The 15,253-nt window shown below is 61.1% G+C and carries 15 protein-coding genes; 1 reads left to right on the top strand and 14 read right to left on the bottom strand.

All coding sequences use genetic code 11. From position 1 onward, the window contains the following. The 13 genes from R1W01_RS03640 to R1W01_RS03580 all read right to left on the bottom strand — a co-directional run bounded on the left by R1W01_RS03640 (window position 1) and on the right by R1W01_RS03580 (window position 12,424). On the bottom strand, window positions 1–228 hold the full coding sequence (locus R1W01_RS03640; protein WP_297756278.1) for a DUF5337 domain-containing protein: 228 nt from the start codon (window positions 226–228) through the stop codon (window positions 1–3). Between the two features lie 14 nt (window positions 229–242). Then, window positions 243–860, bottom strand: coding sequence for a helix-hairpin-helix domain-containing protein (locus R1W01_RS03635; protein ID WP_297756279.1), 618 nt, complete (start codon window positions 858–860; stop codon window positions 243–245). Window positions 861–902: 42 nt separating this feature from the next. After that, window positions 903–2,066, bottom strand: coding sequence for an NADH-quinone oxidoreductase subunit E (locus tag R1W01_RS03630; protein ID WP_297756281.1), 1,164 nt, complete (start codon window positions 2,064–2,066; stop codon window positions 903–905). Beyond that, entirely contained in the window at window positions 2,066–3,280 is a 1,215-nt protein-coding gene (locus tag R1W01_RS03625; protein WP_297756371.1) for an NADH-quinone oxidoreductase subunit D, read from the bottom strand. Before R1W01_RS03625 ends, R1W01_RS03630 begins: the two co-directional genes overlap by 1 nt. Continuing rightward, window positions 3,280–3,888, bottom strand: a complete 609-nt coding sequence (locus tag R1W01_RS03620; RefSeq protein ID WP_243612345.1) for an NADH-quinone oxidoreductase subunit C — start codon at window positions 3,886–3,888, stop codon at window positions 3,280–3,282. The genes R1W01_RS03625 and R1W01_RS03620 overlap by 1 nt, the downstream gene beginning before the upstream one ends. Then, the gene (locus R1W01_RS03615) at window positions 3,885–4,418 is read right to left on the bottom strand and encodes a NuoB/complex I 20 kDa subunit family protein (protein WP_243612344.1); all 534 of its coding nucleotides are present in this window, start codon (window positions 4,416–4,418) and stop codon (window positions 3,885–3,887) included. Before R1W01_RS03615 ends, R1W01_RS03620 begins: the two co-directional genes overlap by 4 nt. After that, window positions 4,409–4,774: an NADH-quinone oxidoreductase subunit A gene (locus tag R1W01_RS03610; protein ID WP_243612343.1), complete on the bottom strand. Its 366-nt coding sequence runs from the start codon at window positions 4,772–4,774 to the stop codon at window positions 4,409–4,411. Before R1W01_RS03610 ends, R1W01_RS03615 begins: the two co-directional genes overlap by 10 nt. 422 nt (window positions 4,775–5,196) lie before the next feature. Further along, a complete protein-coding gene (locus R1W01_RS03605) occupies window positions 5,197–5,982 on the bottom strand; it encodes a crotonase/enoyl-CoA hydratase family protein (RefSeq protein WP_243612342.1) in 786 nt (261 codons plus the stop codon). 1 nt (window position 5,983) lies between these two features. Further along, window positions 5,984–6,841 carry a hydroxymethylglutaryl-CoA lyase gene (locus tag R1W01_RS03600; RefSeq protein ID WP_297756286.1) on the bottom strand — a complete coding sequence of 286 codons (858 nt, stop codon included), beginning with the start codon at window positions 6,839–6,841 and terminating at the stop codon, window positions 5,984–5,986. Next, window positions 6,834–7,493, bottom strand: coding sequence for a glutathione S-transferase family protein (locus R1W01_RS03595; RefSeq protein WP_243612340.1), 660 nt, complete (start codon window positions 7,491–7,493; stop codon window positions 6,834–6,836). The genes R1W01_RS03600 and R1W01_RS03595 overlap by 8 nt, the downstream gene beginning before the upstream one ends. Further along, window positions 7,490–9,442: an acetyl/propionyl/methylcrotonyl-CoA carboxylase subunit alpha gene (locus R1W01_RS03590; protein ID WP_297756289.1), complete on the bottom strand. Its 1,953-nt coding sequence runs from the start codon at window positions 9,440–9,442 to the stop codon at window positions 7,490–7,492. Before R1W01_RS03590 ends, R1W01_RS03595 begins: the two co-directional genes overlap by 4 nt. A 93-nt stretch (window positions 9,443–9,535) precedes the next feature. After that, on the bottom strand, window positions 9,536–11,140 hold the full coding sequence (locus R1W01_RS03585; RefSeq protein ID WP_243612338.1) for a carboxyl transferase domain-containing protein: 1,605 nt from the start codon (window positions 11,138–11,140) through the stop codon (window positions 9,536–9,538). A gap of 120 nt (window positions 11,141–11,260) precedes the next feature. Then, on the bottom strand, window positions 11,261–12,424 hold the full coding sequence (locus tag R1W01_RS03580; protein WP_243612337.1) for an isovaleryl-CoA dehydrogenase: 1,164 nt from the start codon (window positions 12,422–12,424) through the stop codon (window positions 11,261–11,263). A 257-nt stretch (window positions 12,425–12,681) separates the two neighbouring features. Between R1W01_RS03580 and R1W01_RS03575 the strand changes: the two genes are divergently transcribed. Next, complete coding sequence (locus R1W01_RS03575) at window positions 12,682–13,968, top strand: APC family permease (RefSeq protein ID WP_297756291.1); 1,287 nt, start codon at window positions 12,682–12,684, stop codon at window positions 13,966–13,968. Window positions 13,969–14,024: 56 nt separating this feature from the next. Here the strand turns inward: R1W01_RS03575 and R1W01_RS03570 are convergent, their stop codons facing one another. Further along, complete coding sequence (locus R1W01_RS03570) at window positions 14,025–15,230, bottom strand: DegT/DnrJ/EryC1/StrS family aminotransferase (RefSeq protein WP_297756293.1); 1,206 nt, start codon at window positions 15,228–15,230, stop codon at window positions 14,025–14,027. Window positions 15,231–15,253 lie beyond the last annotated feature (23 nt).

Genomic DNA, 15,253 nt, shown 5'->3' with positions numbered 1-15,253 from the left:
TTACCCTTCGTTCTTCTGGCGCTGACGCCAGATCTGATAAATCATCGCCAGTGCGAGCACGAAGCCCCCTAGCGCAATGAGGTCGAACAGCGCCCGAACCCGTTGGCTCAGGCCCATCTCGGCCCCGATAAAGGTGGCGGCGATCCAGAACAGCGCCGTGCCTGCAATCACAATGGCGACGATCCGCCCCTTGCGTGCCTGTTCGCTGTTCCGCTCGTGTTCCGCCATCCCTTGTTCCATCCTCAATACACGTCGCCGTCTTCAACGCGCTTGGCAAAGTCGGTCGAGCCGCCCGAGGCGAGCGTCTTGGCCTGCTCGACCCAGCCATCGCGTGCGATACGACCCTTGAAGGCAAGCAGATCGTCCATCTTGGCAATATCATCGGCATCCCATGCCGCGATCTGCGCAAAGCTGGTCACGCCTGCCGCATTGAGCTTCTCTTCGATCTTCGGACCCACGCCCTTGAGCTTCTTGAGGTCGTCCGGACCTGTCGACGCCGCTGCCACGGGTGTTTCCACCGGCGCTGCTGCCGGGGCCGACTCGGCGGCAGGCGCGGGCGCGGCTTCCGGTGCGGGTGCGGGCTCGGCTTTCGGCGCAGGTGCGGGCTCGGCTTTCGGCGCGGCTGGCGTGCTCGCCGGGGCTGCCTTCGGCGCGGCAGGCGCGCTCACTGCGGCGGCCTCGTCCTTGGCACAGAATGCTTTGATAAGGATAAACCCAAGGCAAACTGCCACGACCACAGCCAAAATGAGCGCCAACAACGTCGCCATCGCACCTTTCAATAGGAAAAACGCGATTACGCCGCCGATGATTCCGACGATCCAGCAGACATTTCTGCACTTCGATGTGTCATTCTGAGCCATGGTACTATCCCCTGTTAAGCTATTCTTTGTCCTTTGGTCTTCTTAGTATACGTTGCCCTTGTCGACTTTCTTGGAGAACGCGGTCTCGCCGCCTTCCGCAAGGGTTCTTGCCTGATCGATCCAGCCATCACGCTCGATACGACCCTTGAATTTCAAACGGTTATCGACCCAAGCGATTTCTGCCTCGGTCCATTTCGCGATCTGATCATAGTGATAGAAGCCAAGCGCATTGAGCGTCTCTTCGAGCTTCGGCCCCACGCCCTTGATCTTCTTGAGATCGTCCGCACCGCCGTCGCGCGCCGCGCCAAGCGTTTCCGGGGCTTTCTCTTCGACCTCTGCCACCGCAGCTGCCGGTTTGGCCGCGGGTTTTGCGGCTTTCTTCGCCGGGGCTTTCGAGGCTTTCTTGGCCTCTTCGGCCTGTTTCGCCGCCGGTTTCGGGGTGTCGGGGGCTTTCGGCGGTTGGGCCTTGCCGGGCGAGCGCCCCGCAACCGTGCCATCCGCGCCAACCCACGGCGTCGTCAAAGGCACCTCGGTGCCGTCGATCCGTTTCACCGTGTCGCCGATATCCGTCGCAAGCTGCGCCGAGGCGTTGTATTTCGTGTGGCCCGAGTCATATTCCTTAAGGCTGGTCAGCCCGGAAAGCGGCTCGGAGGCGAAACGGCCATTCATCGGACCCGGCGCAGGCACCTTGCCCGCCGCGAGATCGTCGAGAAGCTGGGCAAAACCCTCTGCCGTCATGTCCTCGTAGTAGTCCTTGCCGATCTGCGCCATCGGCGCGTTGGCACAGGCCCCAAGACATTCGACCTCTTCCCACGAAAACTTGCCATCCGCCGAAAGCGTGTGCGGCGTCGGCGCGATCTTTTCCTTGCAGACCTCCATCAGATCTTCCGCGCCACAGATCATACAGCTCAGCGTGCCGCAAATCTGAATATGGGCGACCGATCCAACCGGCTGAAGCTGGAACATGAAGTAGAAGGACGCGACCTCAAGCACACGAATATAGGCCATGTCGAGCATCTCCGCGATGGACTCGATGGCCGGTTTCGTGACCCAGCCCTCCTGCTCCTGCGCCCGCCACAAAAGCGGGATCACAGCGCTGGCTTGCCGCCCTTCGGGATACTTGGTGATCTGCGCCTCGGCCCAGGCCTGATTGGCGGGCGTAAAGGCAAAGCTCTCGGGTTGTTCAGAATGAAGACGACGAAGCATTAGCGGTCAATATCCCCAAAAACGATGTCCATCGTGCCGATGATCGCGGCCACATCGGCGAGCTGATGGCCCGTCGCGATGTAATCCATCGCCTGCAAGTGGCGATATCCGGCACAGCTGATCTTGGCGCGGTAGGGTTTGTTGGTGCCATCGGCGACAAGGTAAACGCCGAACTCGCCCTTGGGCGCTTCCACGGCGCAATAGACCTCGCCCGCGGGCACGTGGAACCCTTCGGTGTAAAGCTTGAAGTGATGGATCAGGCTCTCCATCGAAGTTTTCATCTCGGTGCGCTTCGGCGGCGTGTATTTGCCACGTGCCAGCACATCCCCGGTCGCCTCGCGCAGCTTGACGATGCACTGGCGAATGATGCTCGTGGATTGGCGCATCTCTTCCATGCGCATCAGGTAGCGATCATAGCAATCGCCGTTCTTGCCAACCGGGATCTGGAATTCGAACTCGTCGTAGCATTCATAGGGCTGCGCGCGGCGCAAGTCCCAAGCAAGCCCCGCCGAGCGCGCCATGACGCCGGTCATGCCATAGGCCTCGACCGAGTCGCGATCCACCACGCCGATATCGACGTTGCGCTGTTTGAAAATGCGGTTCTCGGTCAGAAGCCCGTCAATATCGTCGATCATCGACGGGAACTCGATCGCCCATTCCTCGATATCATCAAGAAGCTTGTCCGGCACATCCTGATGAACCCCACCGGGGCGGAAATAGTTGGCGTGCATCCGCGCACCACAGGCGCGCTCGTAGAACACCATGAGCTTCTCGCGCTCTTCAAAGCCCCAAAGCGGCGGGGTTAGCGCGCCGACGTCCATCGCCTGCGTGGTGATGTTGAGAAGGTGGCTCAGGATACGGCCAATCTCTGAGAACAGAACCCGCAAAAGCTGACCACGCCGCGGCACCTCAATGCCTGCAAGCTTCTCGATAACCAGGCACCAGGAATGTTCCTGATTCATCGGTGCCACGTAGTCGAGACGGTCGAAATACGGCAGGTTTTGCAGGTAGGTCCGGCTCTCCATGAGCTTTTCCGTCCCGCGATGCAGCAAGCCAATATGCGGATCGCAGCGTTCCACGATCTCGCCGTCAAGCTCGAGCACAAGCCGCAAAACCCCGTGCGCCGCCGGGTGTTGCGGGCCGAAGTTGAGGTTGAAGTTGCGGATTTTCTGCTCGCCCGTCAGGGCGTCTTCGAAACCTTTGGAGCCGTCCATCATTTCGCCCCCTCTTTCTCGTCGCCCGGAAGGATATATTGCGCCCCTTCCCATGGGCTCATGAAGTCGAACTGGCGGTATTCCTGCGGCAGTTTCACCGGCTCATAGACAACGCGCTTCTGCACCTCGTCATAGCGCACCTCGGTATAGCCCGTGGTCGGGAAATCCTTGCGCAGCGGATGGCCACGGAACCCGTAATCCGTCAGCAGACGGCGCAGGTCCGGGTGGTCGCTGAAGATGATGCCATACATATCGAAGGTCTCACGCTCGTACCAATCGGCCGAGGGGAAGACGCCCGTGATCGACGGCACAACCTCGTCCTCGCGCACCGAGACCCGAAGGCGGATGCGTTGGTTCTGCGCCATCGACAGCATGTGATAAACCACGTCGAACCGCTTGGCGCGTTCTGGGTAATCCACGCCCGTGATGTCGAGCATCTGGGTAAAGCGGCAGGAAGCATCGGTCTTGAGGAACTCCACGAAACCCGCAATGCCGCCCGGCACCACATCCACGTTTAGCTCGCCATGACTCACGTCCCAGCCAAGCACGCAATCCGGACGCTTCAATTCGATATGCGTCCCAAGTTCGTTCAGTGCCTCGTCGCTCATCTTTCGATCGTCCCCGTGCGGCGGATCTTGCGTTGCAACTGCATGATGCCATAAAGCAGCGCCTCCGCCGTGGGCGGACAGCCGGGCACGTAGACATCGACCGGCACAATCCGGTCACAGCCCCGCACGACGCTATAGGAATAGTGGTAATAGCCCCCGCCATTGGCACAAGAGCCCATGGACAGAACATAACGCGGCTCCGGCATCTGGTCATAAACCTTGCGCAGCGCCGGGGCCATCTTATTGGTAAGCGTCCCGGCCACGATCATCAGGTCCGACTGGCGCGGGCTGGCGCGCGGCGCGGTGCCAAAGCGCTCGAGGTCATACCGCGGCATGGAAAGCTGCATCATCTCGACCGCGCAACAGGCGAGCCCGAAGGTCATCCAGTGCAGCGAGCCGGTGCGCGCCCAATTGATGATGTCTTCGGTCGAGGTCAGGATAAAGCCCTTATCCTGCAATTCAGTGTTGAGCGCCTGCGTGGCGACCTCGCGGTCGGCCCCGGCAGTGTTGGCTCCCGTCATCACTCCCATTCCAAGGCTCCCTTCTTCCATTCATAGGCAAAGCCGATGGTCAGAACCCCGAGGAACACCATCATCGACCAGAAGCCGACCATGCTGATGTCCTTGAAGCCCACGGCCCACGGAAACAGCATCGCGATCTCGAGATCGAAAATGATGAACAGGATCGACACAAGGTAGAACCGAACGTCGAATTTCATCCGCGCGTCGTCAAAAGCGTTAAAGCCGCATTCATAGGCGCTGACCTTCTCGGGGTCGGGCCGACGAACGGCAAGAACAACAGCGGCGAGGATCAGGACGAGGCCTAGTGCGACAGCGACGGCCAGAAAGACGAGAATGGGAAGATATTCCCGCAGCATCTCTTCCAAGTGTGGCTCCTTTCATGCGCGTGCCCGAGGGTGCGCAGTCAAATGGCTGATGTGACTAAGGAAGGGTTTAATCCTGCCCCCCTTGGGGGTCAACTCGCACAGGACATATTCACATTCATGAAATCGTTGCGATTTTTCAACATATACAACGGTATGCGCAGCGTTTCGCGCGCCGCAAGAAAATGTGGCAGGAAATATTTTCTTTCCCTTTCCGGCCCTTGCCGCGCTTGCAAAGGGAAAATTCCGCAGATGCGAAAACATGCATCTGTCACCTTGGATTCGTCTCGAATCGCGTGAACTGCGCCAAAAGCGCGCTGGCGATATTGTCTGCCGATCAAAAAGAAAACCCGCCCGGCAAAAACAGCAGGGCGGGCGAAACGATGTTTGCGCTAGCAAGAATCTCAGTGCACCTGGCCTGCGCCCTAGCTGCGGACCCAAGACGCTTTGCGTTTTTCAAAGAAGGCCGAAATGCCCTCCGGCGCCTCGTCGCCTTCCCACGCATTGACCAGCGCCTGGATGGTCATGTCGATGATCTCGTCATCAATCCGCGGTCCAAGCGCACGGGTCAGCGCCTTGGCCGAAGCCACCGCACCGGGGGCACAGTTCATATAAGGGGCCACTTCCGCCTCGACCGCCGCATCGAGCTCTTCTGCCGGAACCGCCTTGGCGAGAAGGCCAAGTGTCACCGCCTCCTCCGCCTTGAAGAGACGCGCCGACATAAACACCCGCCGCGCCATCGCTTCGCCCATGCGCGAGACGACATAGGGCCCAATCGTGGCCGGGATCAGGCCCAGCTTGGTCTCGGTCAGCCCCATGAGAACCGTGTCCGCCCCAATGGTCACGTCGCAAACGCTTGCCATGCCGACACCGCCGCCAAAGGCATTGCCCTGCACCTTGCCGATCAACGGTTTGGGCAACGTGTTCAGCGCCTGAAGCATCTCAGCGAGCTTGCGCGCCTCACGGCCCCGCGTCTCTGGGTCCATATCCATCTGCGCCCGCATCCACGCAAGATCACCACCCGCACAGAAACTCTTGCCCGCACCGGTCAGGATCACCACCCGCACCGCGTCATCCGCCGCAAGCTGTTCTGCCGCGGCTTTCAGGTCGTCGAGCATCTGCCCCGACATCGCATTGTGCTTTTCCGGGCGGTTGAGCGTCAGCGTCGCGACGCCCCGCGCATCCGTCTCGATCGTCACTGTCTCAAACATTTCAGTCTCCCTTCCGCATCTCGCGCGCCATCTCCGCCGCTTCGGCAAGGACCGTCGCATCAAGGCCTGTCTCATAGCCAAGCGCCGTCAGCCGCTCATGAACCGCTTCCGTCGCCACGTTGCCCTTAGCGCCCGGCGCATAGGGGCATCCACCCAGACCGCCGACCGCCGCATCAAAGACGCGCAAGCCCTTTTCAAGCGAGGCCTCGATATTGAGGAGCGCCCGGCCGCTCGTGTCGTGATAGTGTCCGGCAAGCTTCTCGGCTGGCACCTCCGCAATCACCGCATCGAGCATCGCTCCAATGCTCTCCGGCGTGCCCTGTCCGATCGTGTCGCCAAGGGAAACCTCGTAACACCCAAGATCAAAAAGCATCTTCGCCACCCGCGCCGCGCTCTCCGGCGCAACCTTGCCGTCATAGGGACAGTCCGTGACGCAAGAGACATAGCCCCGCACCGGCAGCCCAATCGCCTTGGCAGCCTCGATCACTGGCACAAAGCGTTCGATCGATTCCGCGATGCTGGCGTTGATATTGGCCTTGGAAAACCCTTCCGAGGCCGACCCGAACACCGCGATTTCATCCGCCTTGGCCGCCACCGCGCCCTCAAAGCCGCGCATATTCGGCGTCAGCGCCGCATAAGAAACGCCCTCGGCCCGCGTGATCCCGGCAAGCACATCCGCACTATCGGCCATCTGCGGCACCCATTTCGGGCTCACGAAACTCGCAATCTCGATCCGGCGAAACCCGGCCCGGCTGAGGCAATCGACCAAGGCGATTTTTTCATCCGTCGGGATCAGCCGCTTTTCATTCTGCAGGCCATCGCGCGGCCCCATCTCGAAAATCTCAACCGTCTCAGCCATTGGGCACCTCATAGAAATCCTTGCGGTAAAAACTCTGCTCGCCATCAAGCGCGCGCGCCTCGCGATAAGCAGGCCGTGCCGCGATCCGTTCTACATAGGCCGCAACATTCGGGTATTTGTCGAACCGCACATAATAAGGCGCAGCAAAGAGATTGAACCCCATCATTGTATCCGCGGCTGAGAACCCTGACGGCAAGAGCCAGTCGCGCGCCTCAAGCACCCGGTCCATCGCCTTGATCGTCGAGGCAAGCCGCGCGGTCTCAAGCTGGATCGTCTCCGGTGCTGCGGGCGTCGGATCCCCCATGAAGAGCTGTTGCATATTGAGCGAGCCGATGATGCTCGCCTGCGTCTCGGCAAAGCCCAGCCACTCAAGATAGGGCACGCGCTCCGCATCCCCCGGCAGCCGCCCCAACCCATGTTCGGGCCGCGTCTCGGTCAGGTATTCAACAATCGCCCCGCTTTCATAGATCGTCTGCCCGTCAATCTCGAGCGCAGGCACCCGCCCCACGGGCGAGATCGCCTTGAACTCGGCGGCGCGCAACGAGCCATCGGTAATCGCATAGCTCTTGAGCTCGGCCCGAAGCCCCATCTCTTCGAGAAGCCAGAGAATCCGGAAAGAGCGTGAGAACGGGATATGATGCAGGCGGATCATGCCGCCGCGTCCTCTTCTTCCTCCACAAGCTGGATCAGCGCCGCACCTTCCTGCACCTGATCGCCGGCATGGGCCAGAACCTCGGCCACCACCCCGTCGCGCACCGCAAGAAGCGAGTGTTCCATCTTCATTGCTTCGAGGATCGCAAGGCGGTCGCCCTCTTTGACCTCTTGGCCGGCTTCCGCGAAAATCGCCTTCACAAGGCCCGGCATCGGCGCGGCGATCACATTGCCTCCCGCCCCGGCTTCCGCCGCGACCTGAAGCGGATCCACCACGTCAAACTCGATCCCGTAGTTGGCAAAAAGGCTGACCTTGCCCCCCTTGACCACGACCGGCGCCGCGCGCTTGCCGTCGAAATGCCAACCGCCACCGATCCGCTCTGCCTTGACTGTCGTCTCACCGACCAGAACCTCGGCCCGGTGCGCGCCGTCCATCATGACCTTCACGTCGAACACCTCTTCGCCATGGGACATCTTGACCGCGCGGGCGAGCGGCGCCCAAAGGGTGAACCCCCCTTCGACCGGTGCCAGCGTATCAAGCCCAAGCGCCGCCATTCCGGCCCAGGCCACCTGCGCCGCGTTCGGGGTGATATCCTGCACAAGACTGTCGAGATCACGCGCGATGAGGCCGGTATCGACCTCCCCGGCAGCAAAGCCCTCATGGCCGCAAAGCGCCCCGAGGAATGCAAGGTTCGTCACCGTGCCGCCGACCTGCGTCTCCGAAAGCGCGGTCTTCATCCGCGACAACGCCACGGCACGGGTCGGCCCGTGAGTGATGATCTTGGCGATCATCGGATCGTAGAAGGGGCTGATCGTGTCACCCGAGCGCACGCCGCTGTCCGAACGCGCCCCGTCCGGGAATTGCAGATGCGAAAGCGTCCCGGTCGCCGGAAGGAAGCCCTTCGGCACATCCTCGGCATAAAGACGGACCTCGAAACTATGGCCATAGATGGCAAGCTCATCCTGCGCCGCCGGAAGGCTCTCGCCTGCCGCCACACGGAGCTGCCACTCCACGAGATCCACGCCCGTGATCGCCTCGGTCACCGGATGCTCCACCTGTAGCCGCGTGTTCATCTCCATGAACCAGAATCCATCCGTGCGCAGCCCGTCCGAGCCGTCCACGATGAATTCAACCGTGCCCGCGCCCTTATAGCCGATGGCCTCGGCGGCACGCACACCCGCCTGTCCCATCGCCTCGCGCACCTCAAGGCTCATCCCCGGCGCAGGCGCCTCCTCGATGACCTTCTGGTGACGCCGCTGAAGCGAGCAATCGCGCTCAAAAAGATGCACCGCGTGGGTGCCATCCCCAAAGACCTGCACCTCGATATGACGCGGCTGGGTCACATATTTCTCGATGAGCACGTCCGGATTGCCAAAGGCCGTCGTCGCCTCGCCCTGTGCGCTTGCCAGTGCATCGGCAAAGTCCTTCGCGTCCTCGACAAGGCGCATCCCCTTGCCGCCGCCGCCCGCCACGGCTTTGATGAGCACCGGATAGCCAATCTTGCCCGCCTGTTCGGCAAGGAACGCCGCATCCTGATTGTCCCCGTGATAGCCCGGTACGACCGGCACACCGGCTTCTTCCATCAACGCCTTGGCCGCATCCTTGAGACCCATCTTGCGGATCGCCTCCGCCGATGGGCCGATAAAGACCAAACCGGCTTTCTCGACCGCATCCACGAAATCCGGGTTCTCCGACAGGAAGCCATAGCCCGGATGGATCGCCTCGGCCCCCGTTTCCTTGGCCGCCGCAATGATCACATCGCCCTTGAGGTAGCTTTCCGCCGGTGCCGCGCCACCGATGTGCACCGCTTCGTCCGCCATTGCCACATGCTTGGCCTCGGCATCCGCATCGGAATAAACCGCCACGGTCTTAACGCCCATGCTCCGGGCCGTTTCCATCACCCGGCAGGCGATCTCGCCCCGGTTCGCAATCAGGATCTTGTTGAACATGATTTCAACTCCCTATCTGGTTTGGCCTTGTCCGGGCCTTGAGGCGCACCGACGCAATACCGACGTGATACCGACGCGATGCAGACCCCGGTTTTACATCCGGAACACGCCGAATTTCGTCTCTTCCACCGGTGCGCAGAGCGAGGCCGACAGGCTCAGCGCAAGCACGTCGCGGGTCTTGCGCGGGTCGACAATCCCGTCATCCCAAAGCCGTGCCGAAGCATAGAGAGGATGGCTCTGATGCTCGAACATATCGAGCGTCGGCTTCTTGAAATCCGCCTCCTCCTCGGCCGACCATTCCCCGCCTTGGCGCTCGATCGCGTCGCGTTTCACGGTGGCCAAAACCCCCGCCGCCTGCTCTCCGCCCATCACCGAGATGCGGCTGTTGGGCCATGTCCACAGGAACCGCGGGCTATAGGCGCGCCCGGCCATGCCATAGTTCCCTGCCCCAAAGGAGCCGCCGACAAGCATAGTGATTTTCGGCACTTTCGTGGTCGCCACAGCGGTGACCATCTTGGCCCCATGCCGCGCGATCCCTTCCGCCTCGTATTTCTGCCCGACCATGAAGCCAGTGATATTTTGCAGAAATACCAAAGGGATACCGCGTTGCGAGCAAAGCTCGACGAAATGCGCGCCCTTTGCTGCGCTTTCGGAATAGAGCACGCCATTGTTGGCCACGATCCCCACCGGACAACCCTTCACATGGGCAAAGCCGGTGACCAGCGTCTCGCCAAAGCGCGGCTTGAATTCATCGAACCGCGACCCATCGACCACACGCGCAATCACCTCGCGAATGTCATAGGGCGTGCGCAGCCCCGCAGGCACCACGCCAAGGATTTCTTCCGGGTCATAGGCCGGCTCTTCTGGGCTCTGCCAAGTCACGGTGCTCGGCTTGGACCGGTTGAGATGCCCCACCGCACGCCGCGCCAGCGCCAGCGCATGCGCGTCGTCCTCGGCAAGGTAATCCGCCACACCCGAAAGCCGCGTATGCACATCACCGCCCCCAAGGTCTTCGGCAGAGACAACCTCCCCCGTCGCCGCCTTCACAAGCGGCGGCCCGGCAAGGAAGATAGTGCCTTGTTCTTTCACGATAATCGTCACATCCGACATCGCCGGAACATAGGCGCCACCCGCCGTACAAGACCCCATCACCACGGCAATCTGCGGAATGCCCTTGGCGCTCATATTGGCCTGATTAAAGAAGATACGGCCAAAGTGATCGCGGTCCGGAAAAACCTCATCCTGTTGCGGCAGGTTCGCCCCGCCCGAGTCCACGAGATAGATACAAGGCAATTGACACTGCTCTGCGATCTCCTGCGCGCGCAGGTGTTTCTTGACGGTCATCGGGAAATAGGTGCCGCCCTTCACGGTCGCGTCGTTGCACACCACCATGACTTCCTGACCCTGCACCCGGCCAATCCCGGCAATGACCCCTGCGCCCGGCGCAGCGTTGTCATACATATCATGCGCAGCCGTCGCCCCGATCTCGAGAAAGGGCGCACCCGGATCGAGCAGGTTCGCCACCCGTTCACGCGGCAACATTTTGCCCCGGCTCACATGGCGTTCGCGCGCACGCTCCCCGCCACCCGCCGTCGCTGCCGCAGCCGCCTCGGCCGCCACGCCCAGCGCCTCGAGATGCGCCTCCCGGTTCTGGCGCGCATCGTCGCTGGTCGGGATGAATTTGGACTCTAGTTTCATTGCCGCGTCTCCTATGTGTCCGCAAGACGCCGTCGCGCGCCCCATCGAACATGTCTCCCACGGCGCCCTAGAAAGGCGCCCATCTTGTCGATTTGGCCCGCGAGCTGCGGGCCAAACAGATCAGCTCATCTTGTTCATCATCTCGCGACCGACGAGCATGCGGCGGATTTCCGAGGTGCCTGCGCCGATCTCCATCAACTTGGCATCGCGGAAAATCCGACCCACAGGGTTGTCGCTCAAATATCCCGCACCGCCAAAGGCTTGCACCGCCTGGTGCGCCACGACCATCGCTTCCTCAGACGCGTAAAGACAGCAAGCCGCCGCGTCCTGACGCGTGATCTCGCCACGATCACAGGCCTTGGCCGCCTCGTAGACATAGGCGCGTGCCGAGTTCATCTTGGTGTACATATCGGCAATCTTGCCCTGCATGAGCTGGAAGTTCCCGATCGGCTGGCCGAACTGCTTGCGCTCGACCATGTAGGGCATGACCTCGTCAAGACAGGCCGCCATGATGCCGGTGCCGATGCCCGCAAGCACGACACGCTCATAGTCGAGCCCCGACATCAAGACGCGCACACCCTTGCCTTCTTCGCCAAGCACGTTCTCAAACGGCACTTCCACATCTTCAAAGACGAGCTCTGCCGTGTTCGACCCACGCATCCCAAGCTTGTCGAAATGGTTCGAGGTCGAGAAGCCCTTCATCTCTTTCTCAATGATGAAAGCGGTGATGCCTTTGGGCCCTGCGTCCGGATCGGTCTTGGCATAAACGACAAGCGTATCGGCATCCGGGCCATTGGTGATCCAATACTTATTCCCGTTGAGCACATAGCGGTCGTTCTTCTTCTCAGCGCGCAGCTTCATGCTGACAACATCCGATCCCGCCGAAGGCTCGGACATGGCCAGCGCACCGACCTTCTCGCCTGAGATCAGGCCGGGAAGGTATTTCTGCTTCTGCTCATGCGTCGCGTTGAGCTTGATCTGATTGACGCAAAGGTTCGAATGCGCACCATAGCTGAGCGACACCGACGCCGAAGCCCGCGCGATCTCTTCGACCGCAATCACATGCGCAAGGTAGGACATGCCCGCCCCGCCATATTCCTCTGGCGTGGTGATACCGAGAAGACCAAGATCGCCAAACTCTTTCCAAAGTTCGTTCGGAAACTCGTTCTTCTGATCAATCTCTGCCGCCATCGGCTTGATCCGCTCTTGTGCAAAACGGTGCACCATCTCGCGCATCGCGTTGACGTCTTCTCCGAGGTCGAAACTCATCGTGTGCATGAACATCGTTCAAACTCTCCCATTAAAGCGTTTCACGAAAACCCGCCGACTGGACTTGCGAAAACCGCCATCTCTCCCAAAGCGCCTTAAGGGCCTCCCGCCCGGCACTTTATTGAACACTTGTTCATATAACTACGCCGCACACCGATTCCGGTCAATAGTTTTCCACCCACACCGCATTTCTACAGGTCTGCGTACACGCGCTTGCCCCGCCGGACCCTTCATGCCAAACCTCTTGCAACGGCCCTGAGAAATGCGATGCCATGCGCCCTGAACGCCCGATTGACGCCCCACCTCTCCGCCTGACGGAACTGATCGCGATCGCCTTGGGCGGCATGGTCGGGGGCGGAATCTTCACGGTGCTTGGCCTTGGTGTGGCGACAATCGGTGTCTGGACACCCCTTGCCATCGCCCTCGGTGGCGCAGTGGCGGCACTCGCGGCCTATTCCTATGTCAAGCTGGCGCTCTATTTTCGCGACGAGGGCGCCACCTACGCGTTCTTCAAGCTGAGCTTCCCCGGACATGATTTTGCTGCCGCACTAATCGGCTGGTGGGTGGTGTTCGGCTATATCGCAACCATTGCGCTTTATGCCTTTACCTTTGCCTCCTACGCCATCGCCCCTTTTTCCGACGACGACACTCTCCGCCGCGTTGTGGCAATTGCCGTCATCGCCGCATTCGCCGGGATCAACATCTGGTCAACCCGTGGCATGGGCCGCATCGAAGATCTCATGGTTTATTCCAAGATCGTGATCCTCCTGATCGTCGCGGGCGTGCTTTGGGGCAATGCCCGCGCCTCACTCCCCGACCTCGCGGGACCGGACCCAGCCCTGCCGCTCTTCGGTATCGTCACCATCGCTGCCGTGACCTTTGTCGCCTATGAAGGGTTTCAGCTTGTGATCCACGCCATGGGCGAGATGACCGCGCCCGAGAAGAACATTCCCCGCGCGATCTATACCGCCGTGGCGCTGGCAACTCTGGTCTATGTGGTGATCGCCATCGGCGCGGTGCTCGCCATCCCCTTTGCCGACATCATCGCCAATCAGGAACACGCCCTCGCCGCAGGGGCCGGGGACATTCTCGGCCCGATCGGCACTCAGCTTGTCATCGCGGGCGCCCTTCTCGCCACCATGAGCGCCATCTCTGGCACACTCTTTGGCGCCTCACGCCTCATGTCGGTGATCGCGCGCGACGGTTTCTTTCCCGCCCGCCTTGAGAAACGGCGCTCTGGCATCCCCCGCACGGCCGTCTTGACGATGGCGGGCTTTGCCGCGCTCCTGATCCTCATTGGCGATCTGCGCCTGATCCTCGAGTTCGGCTCGATTACCTTCCTCTTGGTGTCGATCCTCATGGCCTGGGCAAACCACGTCCATCGCGGCAAGACGGGCGCACATCCCGCCATGACGCTCCTGTCGATCTTCGGCCTCTCTACAGGCGCCGTCCTGATCCTGATTTTCGAAGCCCGCCACGCCCCGGCACAGCTCGCCTTCGTACTGGCGCTCTACGCAGCCCTGAGCTTCGGCGCACGCCTCTACACGCGCCTACGCTAGGGCTTCTTCTCTGAGAAATACTCTGGGGTGAGGCCGCAGGCCGAGGGGCAACGCCCCTACCCCCCTTGATAAACCGCGCCAACCTCGGACCGAATGATCCGCGCAATCAGAGCACAATCTGCTTCCGTGAAAGTCAAAGGCAAGCGCATATCGACAATGCCCGCCAAAACACGGTCGCTCTCGGGCATCCGCTCTGCCGCCGCATAGCGCCACGAGTCATAGCGCGAGGTGAACGCCACAGGTTCGGCACCACCAAACCATTTGAGTTCCACGCCCCGCGCCGCACAGCGCCGCAAGACCTCTTCGACCTGCCCCTCGCCCCAATCCAGAAGAAGAAACTGGATAGACGAGCCGACATAGCTCTCCGCCTCGGGCCGCTCCACGACGGTCAATCCCGGCGTGCCCCGCAAGCCGTCTTCCACGACCCGGTAAAGCGCATTCCACCGTGCAACCTGCTGGTCAAGATCGCGCAATTGCGGCCGCAGGATCGCGGCGCGCAAATGATCCATCCGCCCCGAAATGTTGGGGGTGACATATTTCACCGCCTCAAAGGCCTCCACCGGAGGCCTCGCAAGGTGGCGTTCATAGAGCATATAGGACCCCGACAGCATGATCGCCCGCGCCATCAATGCATCATCATCGCTTATGAGCAGCCCGCCCTCGCCGGAATTCGCGTGCTTATAGGTCTGTGTCGAATAACACGCCATGACACCATGCCGCCCTGACCACGTGCCGCGCCACTTCGCGCCCATCGTATGCGCGCAATCCTCAATCACACGAATGCCCGCCGCGTCACAGATCTCCATAAGCCGATCCATGTCACAGATATGCCCCCGCATATGGGAAAGCATCAGCACATCCGCGCGGCCGGCCTTGGCCGCGAGATCTTCGAGGTCGATCACAAGGTCCTCGGTGACCCCAACAAAGACAGGCTCGGCCCCGACGCTGGTAATCGCCCCCGGCACAGGCGCCAGGGTGAAGGCATTGGTCAGAACTCTATCTCCCGGCCCAACCCCGAGCGCACGCAAGGCACAGGCAAGCGCATATCCCCCTGAAGCGACGGCAAGGCAATACTTCGCCCCCATTTGCGCCGCGAACTCCTGTTCAAGAAGGGAAACCTCGCCCGGCGCATCCCCGACCAGATTGTAGCGATGCAATCGCCCGCTTTGCAGCACCTCAAGCGCCGCCGCGATCCCTTCGTCGGGGATCGGCTCTTGTTGGGTGAAGTTACCAGTGAAATGTTCTGGGAAACGCTCTGTCATGGGCCGATCCTTGACCTGCCCCC

Origin of the sequence: Shimia sp. FJ5 (assembly GCF_032918335.1) — a bacterium.
GTDB lineage: Bacteria > Pseudomonadota > Alphaproteobacteria > Rhodobacterales > Rhodobacteraceae > Shimia > Shimia aestuarii_A.
The sequence above is the reverse complement of the archived record's forward strand: the minus strand, read 5'-3'. Positions and strand labels throughout refer to the sequence as shown.

Excerpts from the sequence above, each read along its gene's own strand:
- R1W01_RS03570 (WP_297756293.1), bottom strand. The coding sequence starts at position 15,230 with ATGACAGAGCGTTTCCCAGAACATTTCACTGGTAACTTCACCCAACAA.
- R1W01_RS03630 (WP_297756281.1), bottom strand. The coding sequence starts at position 2,066 with ATGCTTCGTCGTCTTCATTCTGAACAACCCGAGAGCTTTGCCTTTACG.
- R1W01_RS03600 (WP_297756286.1), bottom strand. The coding sequence starts at position 6,841 with ATGGCTGAGACGGTTGAGATTTTCGAGATGGGGCCGCGCGATGGCCTG.
- R1W01_RS03640 (WP_297756278.1), bottom strand. The coding sequence starts at position 228 with ATGGCGGAACACGAGCGGAACAGCGAACAGGCACGCAAGGGGCGGATC.
- R1W01_RS03635 (WP_297756279.1), bottom strand. The coding sequence starts at position 860 with ATGGCTCAGAATGACACATCGAAGTGCAGAAATGTCTGCTGGATCGTC.
- R1W01_RS03575 (WP_297756291.1), top strand. The coding sequence starts at position 12,682 with ATGCGCCCTGAACGCCCGATTGACGCCCCACCTCTCCGCCTGACGGAA.
- R1W01_RS03590 (WP_297756289.1), bottom strand. The coding sequence starts at position 9,442 with ATGTTCAACAAGATCCTGATTGCGAACCGGGGCGAGATCGCCTGCCGG.
- R1W01_RS03625 (WP_297756371.1), bottom strand. The coding sequence starts at position 3,280 with ATGGACGGCTCCAAAGGTTTCGAAGACGCCCTGACGGGCGAGCAGAAA.
- R1W01_RS03595 (WP_243612340.1), bottom strand. The coding sequence starts at position 7,493 with ATGATCCGCCTGCATCATATCCCGTTCTCACGCTCTTTCCGGATTCTC.
- R1W01_RS03605 (WP_243612342.1), bottom strand. The coding sequence starts at position 5,982 with ATGTTTGAGACAGTGACGATCGAGACGGATGCGCGGGGCGTCGCGACG.
- R1W01_RS03615 (WP_243612344.1), bottom strand. The coding sequence starts at position 4,418 with ATGGGAGTGATGACGGGAGCCAACACTGCCGGGGCCGACCGCGAGGTC.
- R1W01_RS03620 (WP_243612345.1), bottom strand. The coding sequence starts at position 3,888 with ATGAGCGACGAGGCACTGAACGAACTTGGGACGCATATCGAATTGAAG.
- R1W01_RS03585 (WP_243612338.1), bottom strand. The coding sequence starts at position 11,140 with ATGAAACTAGAGTCCAAATTCATCCCGACCAGCGACGATGCGCGCCAG.
- R1W01_RS03580 (WP_243612337.1), bottom strand. The coding sequence starts at position 12,424 with ATGTTCATGCACACGATGAGTTTCGACCTCGGAGAAGACGTCAACGCG.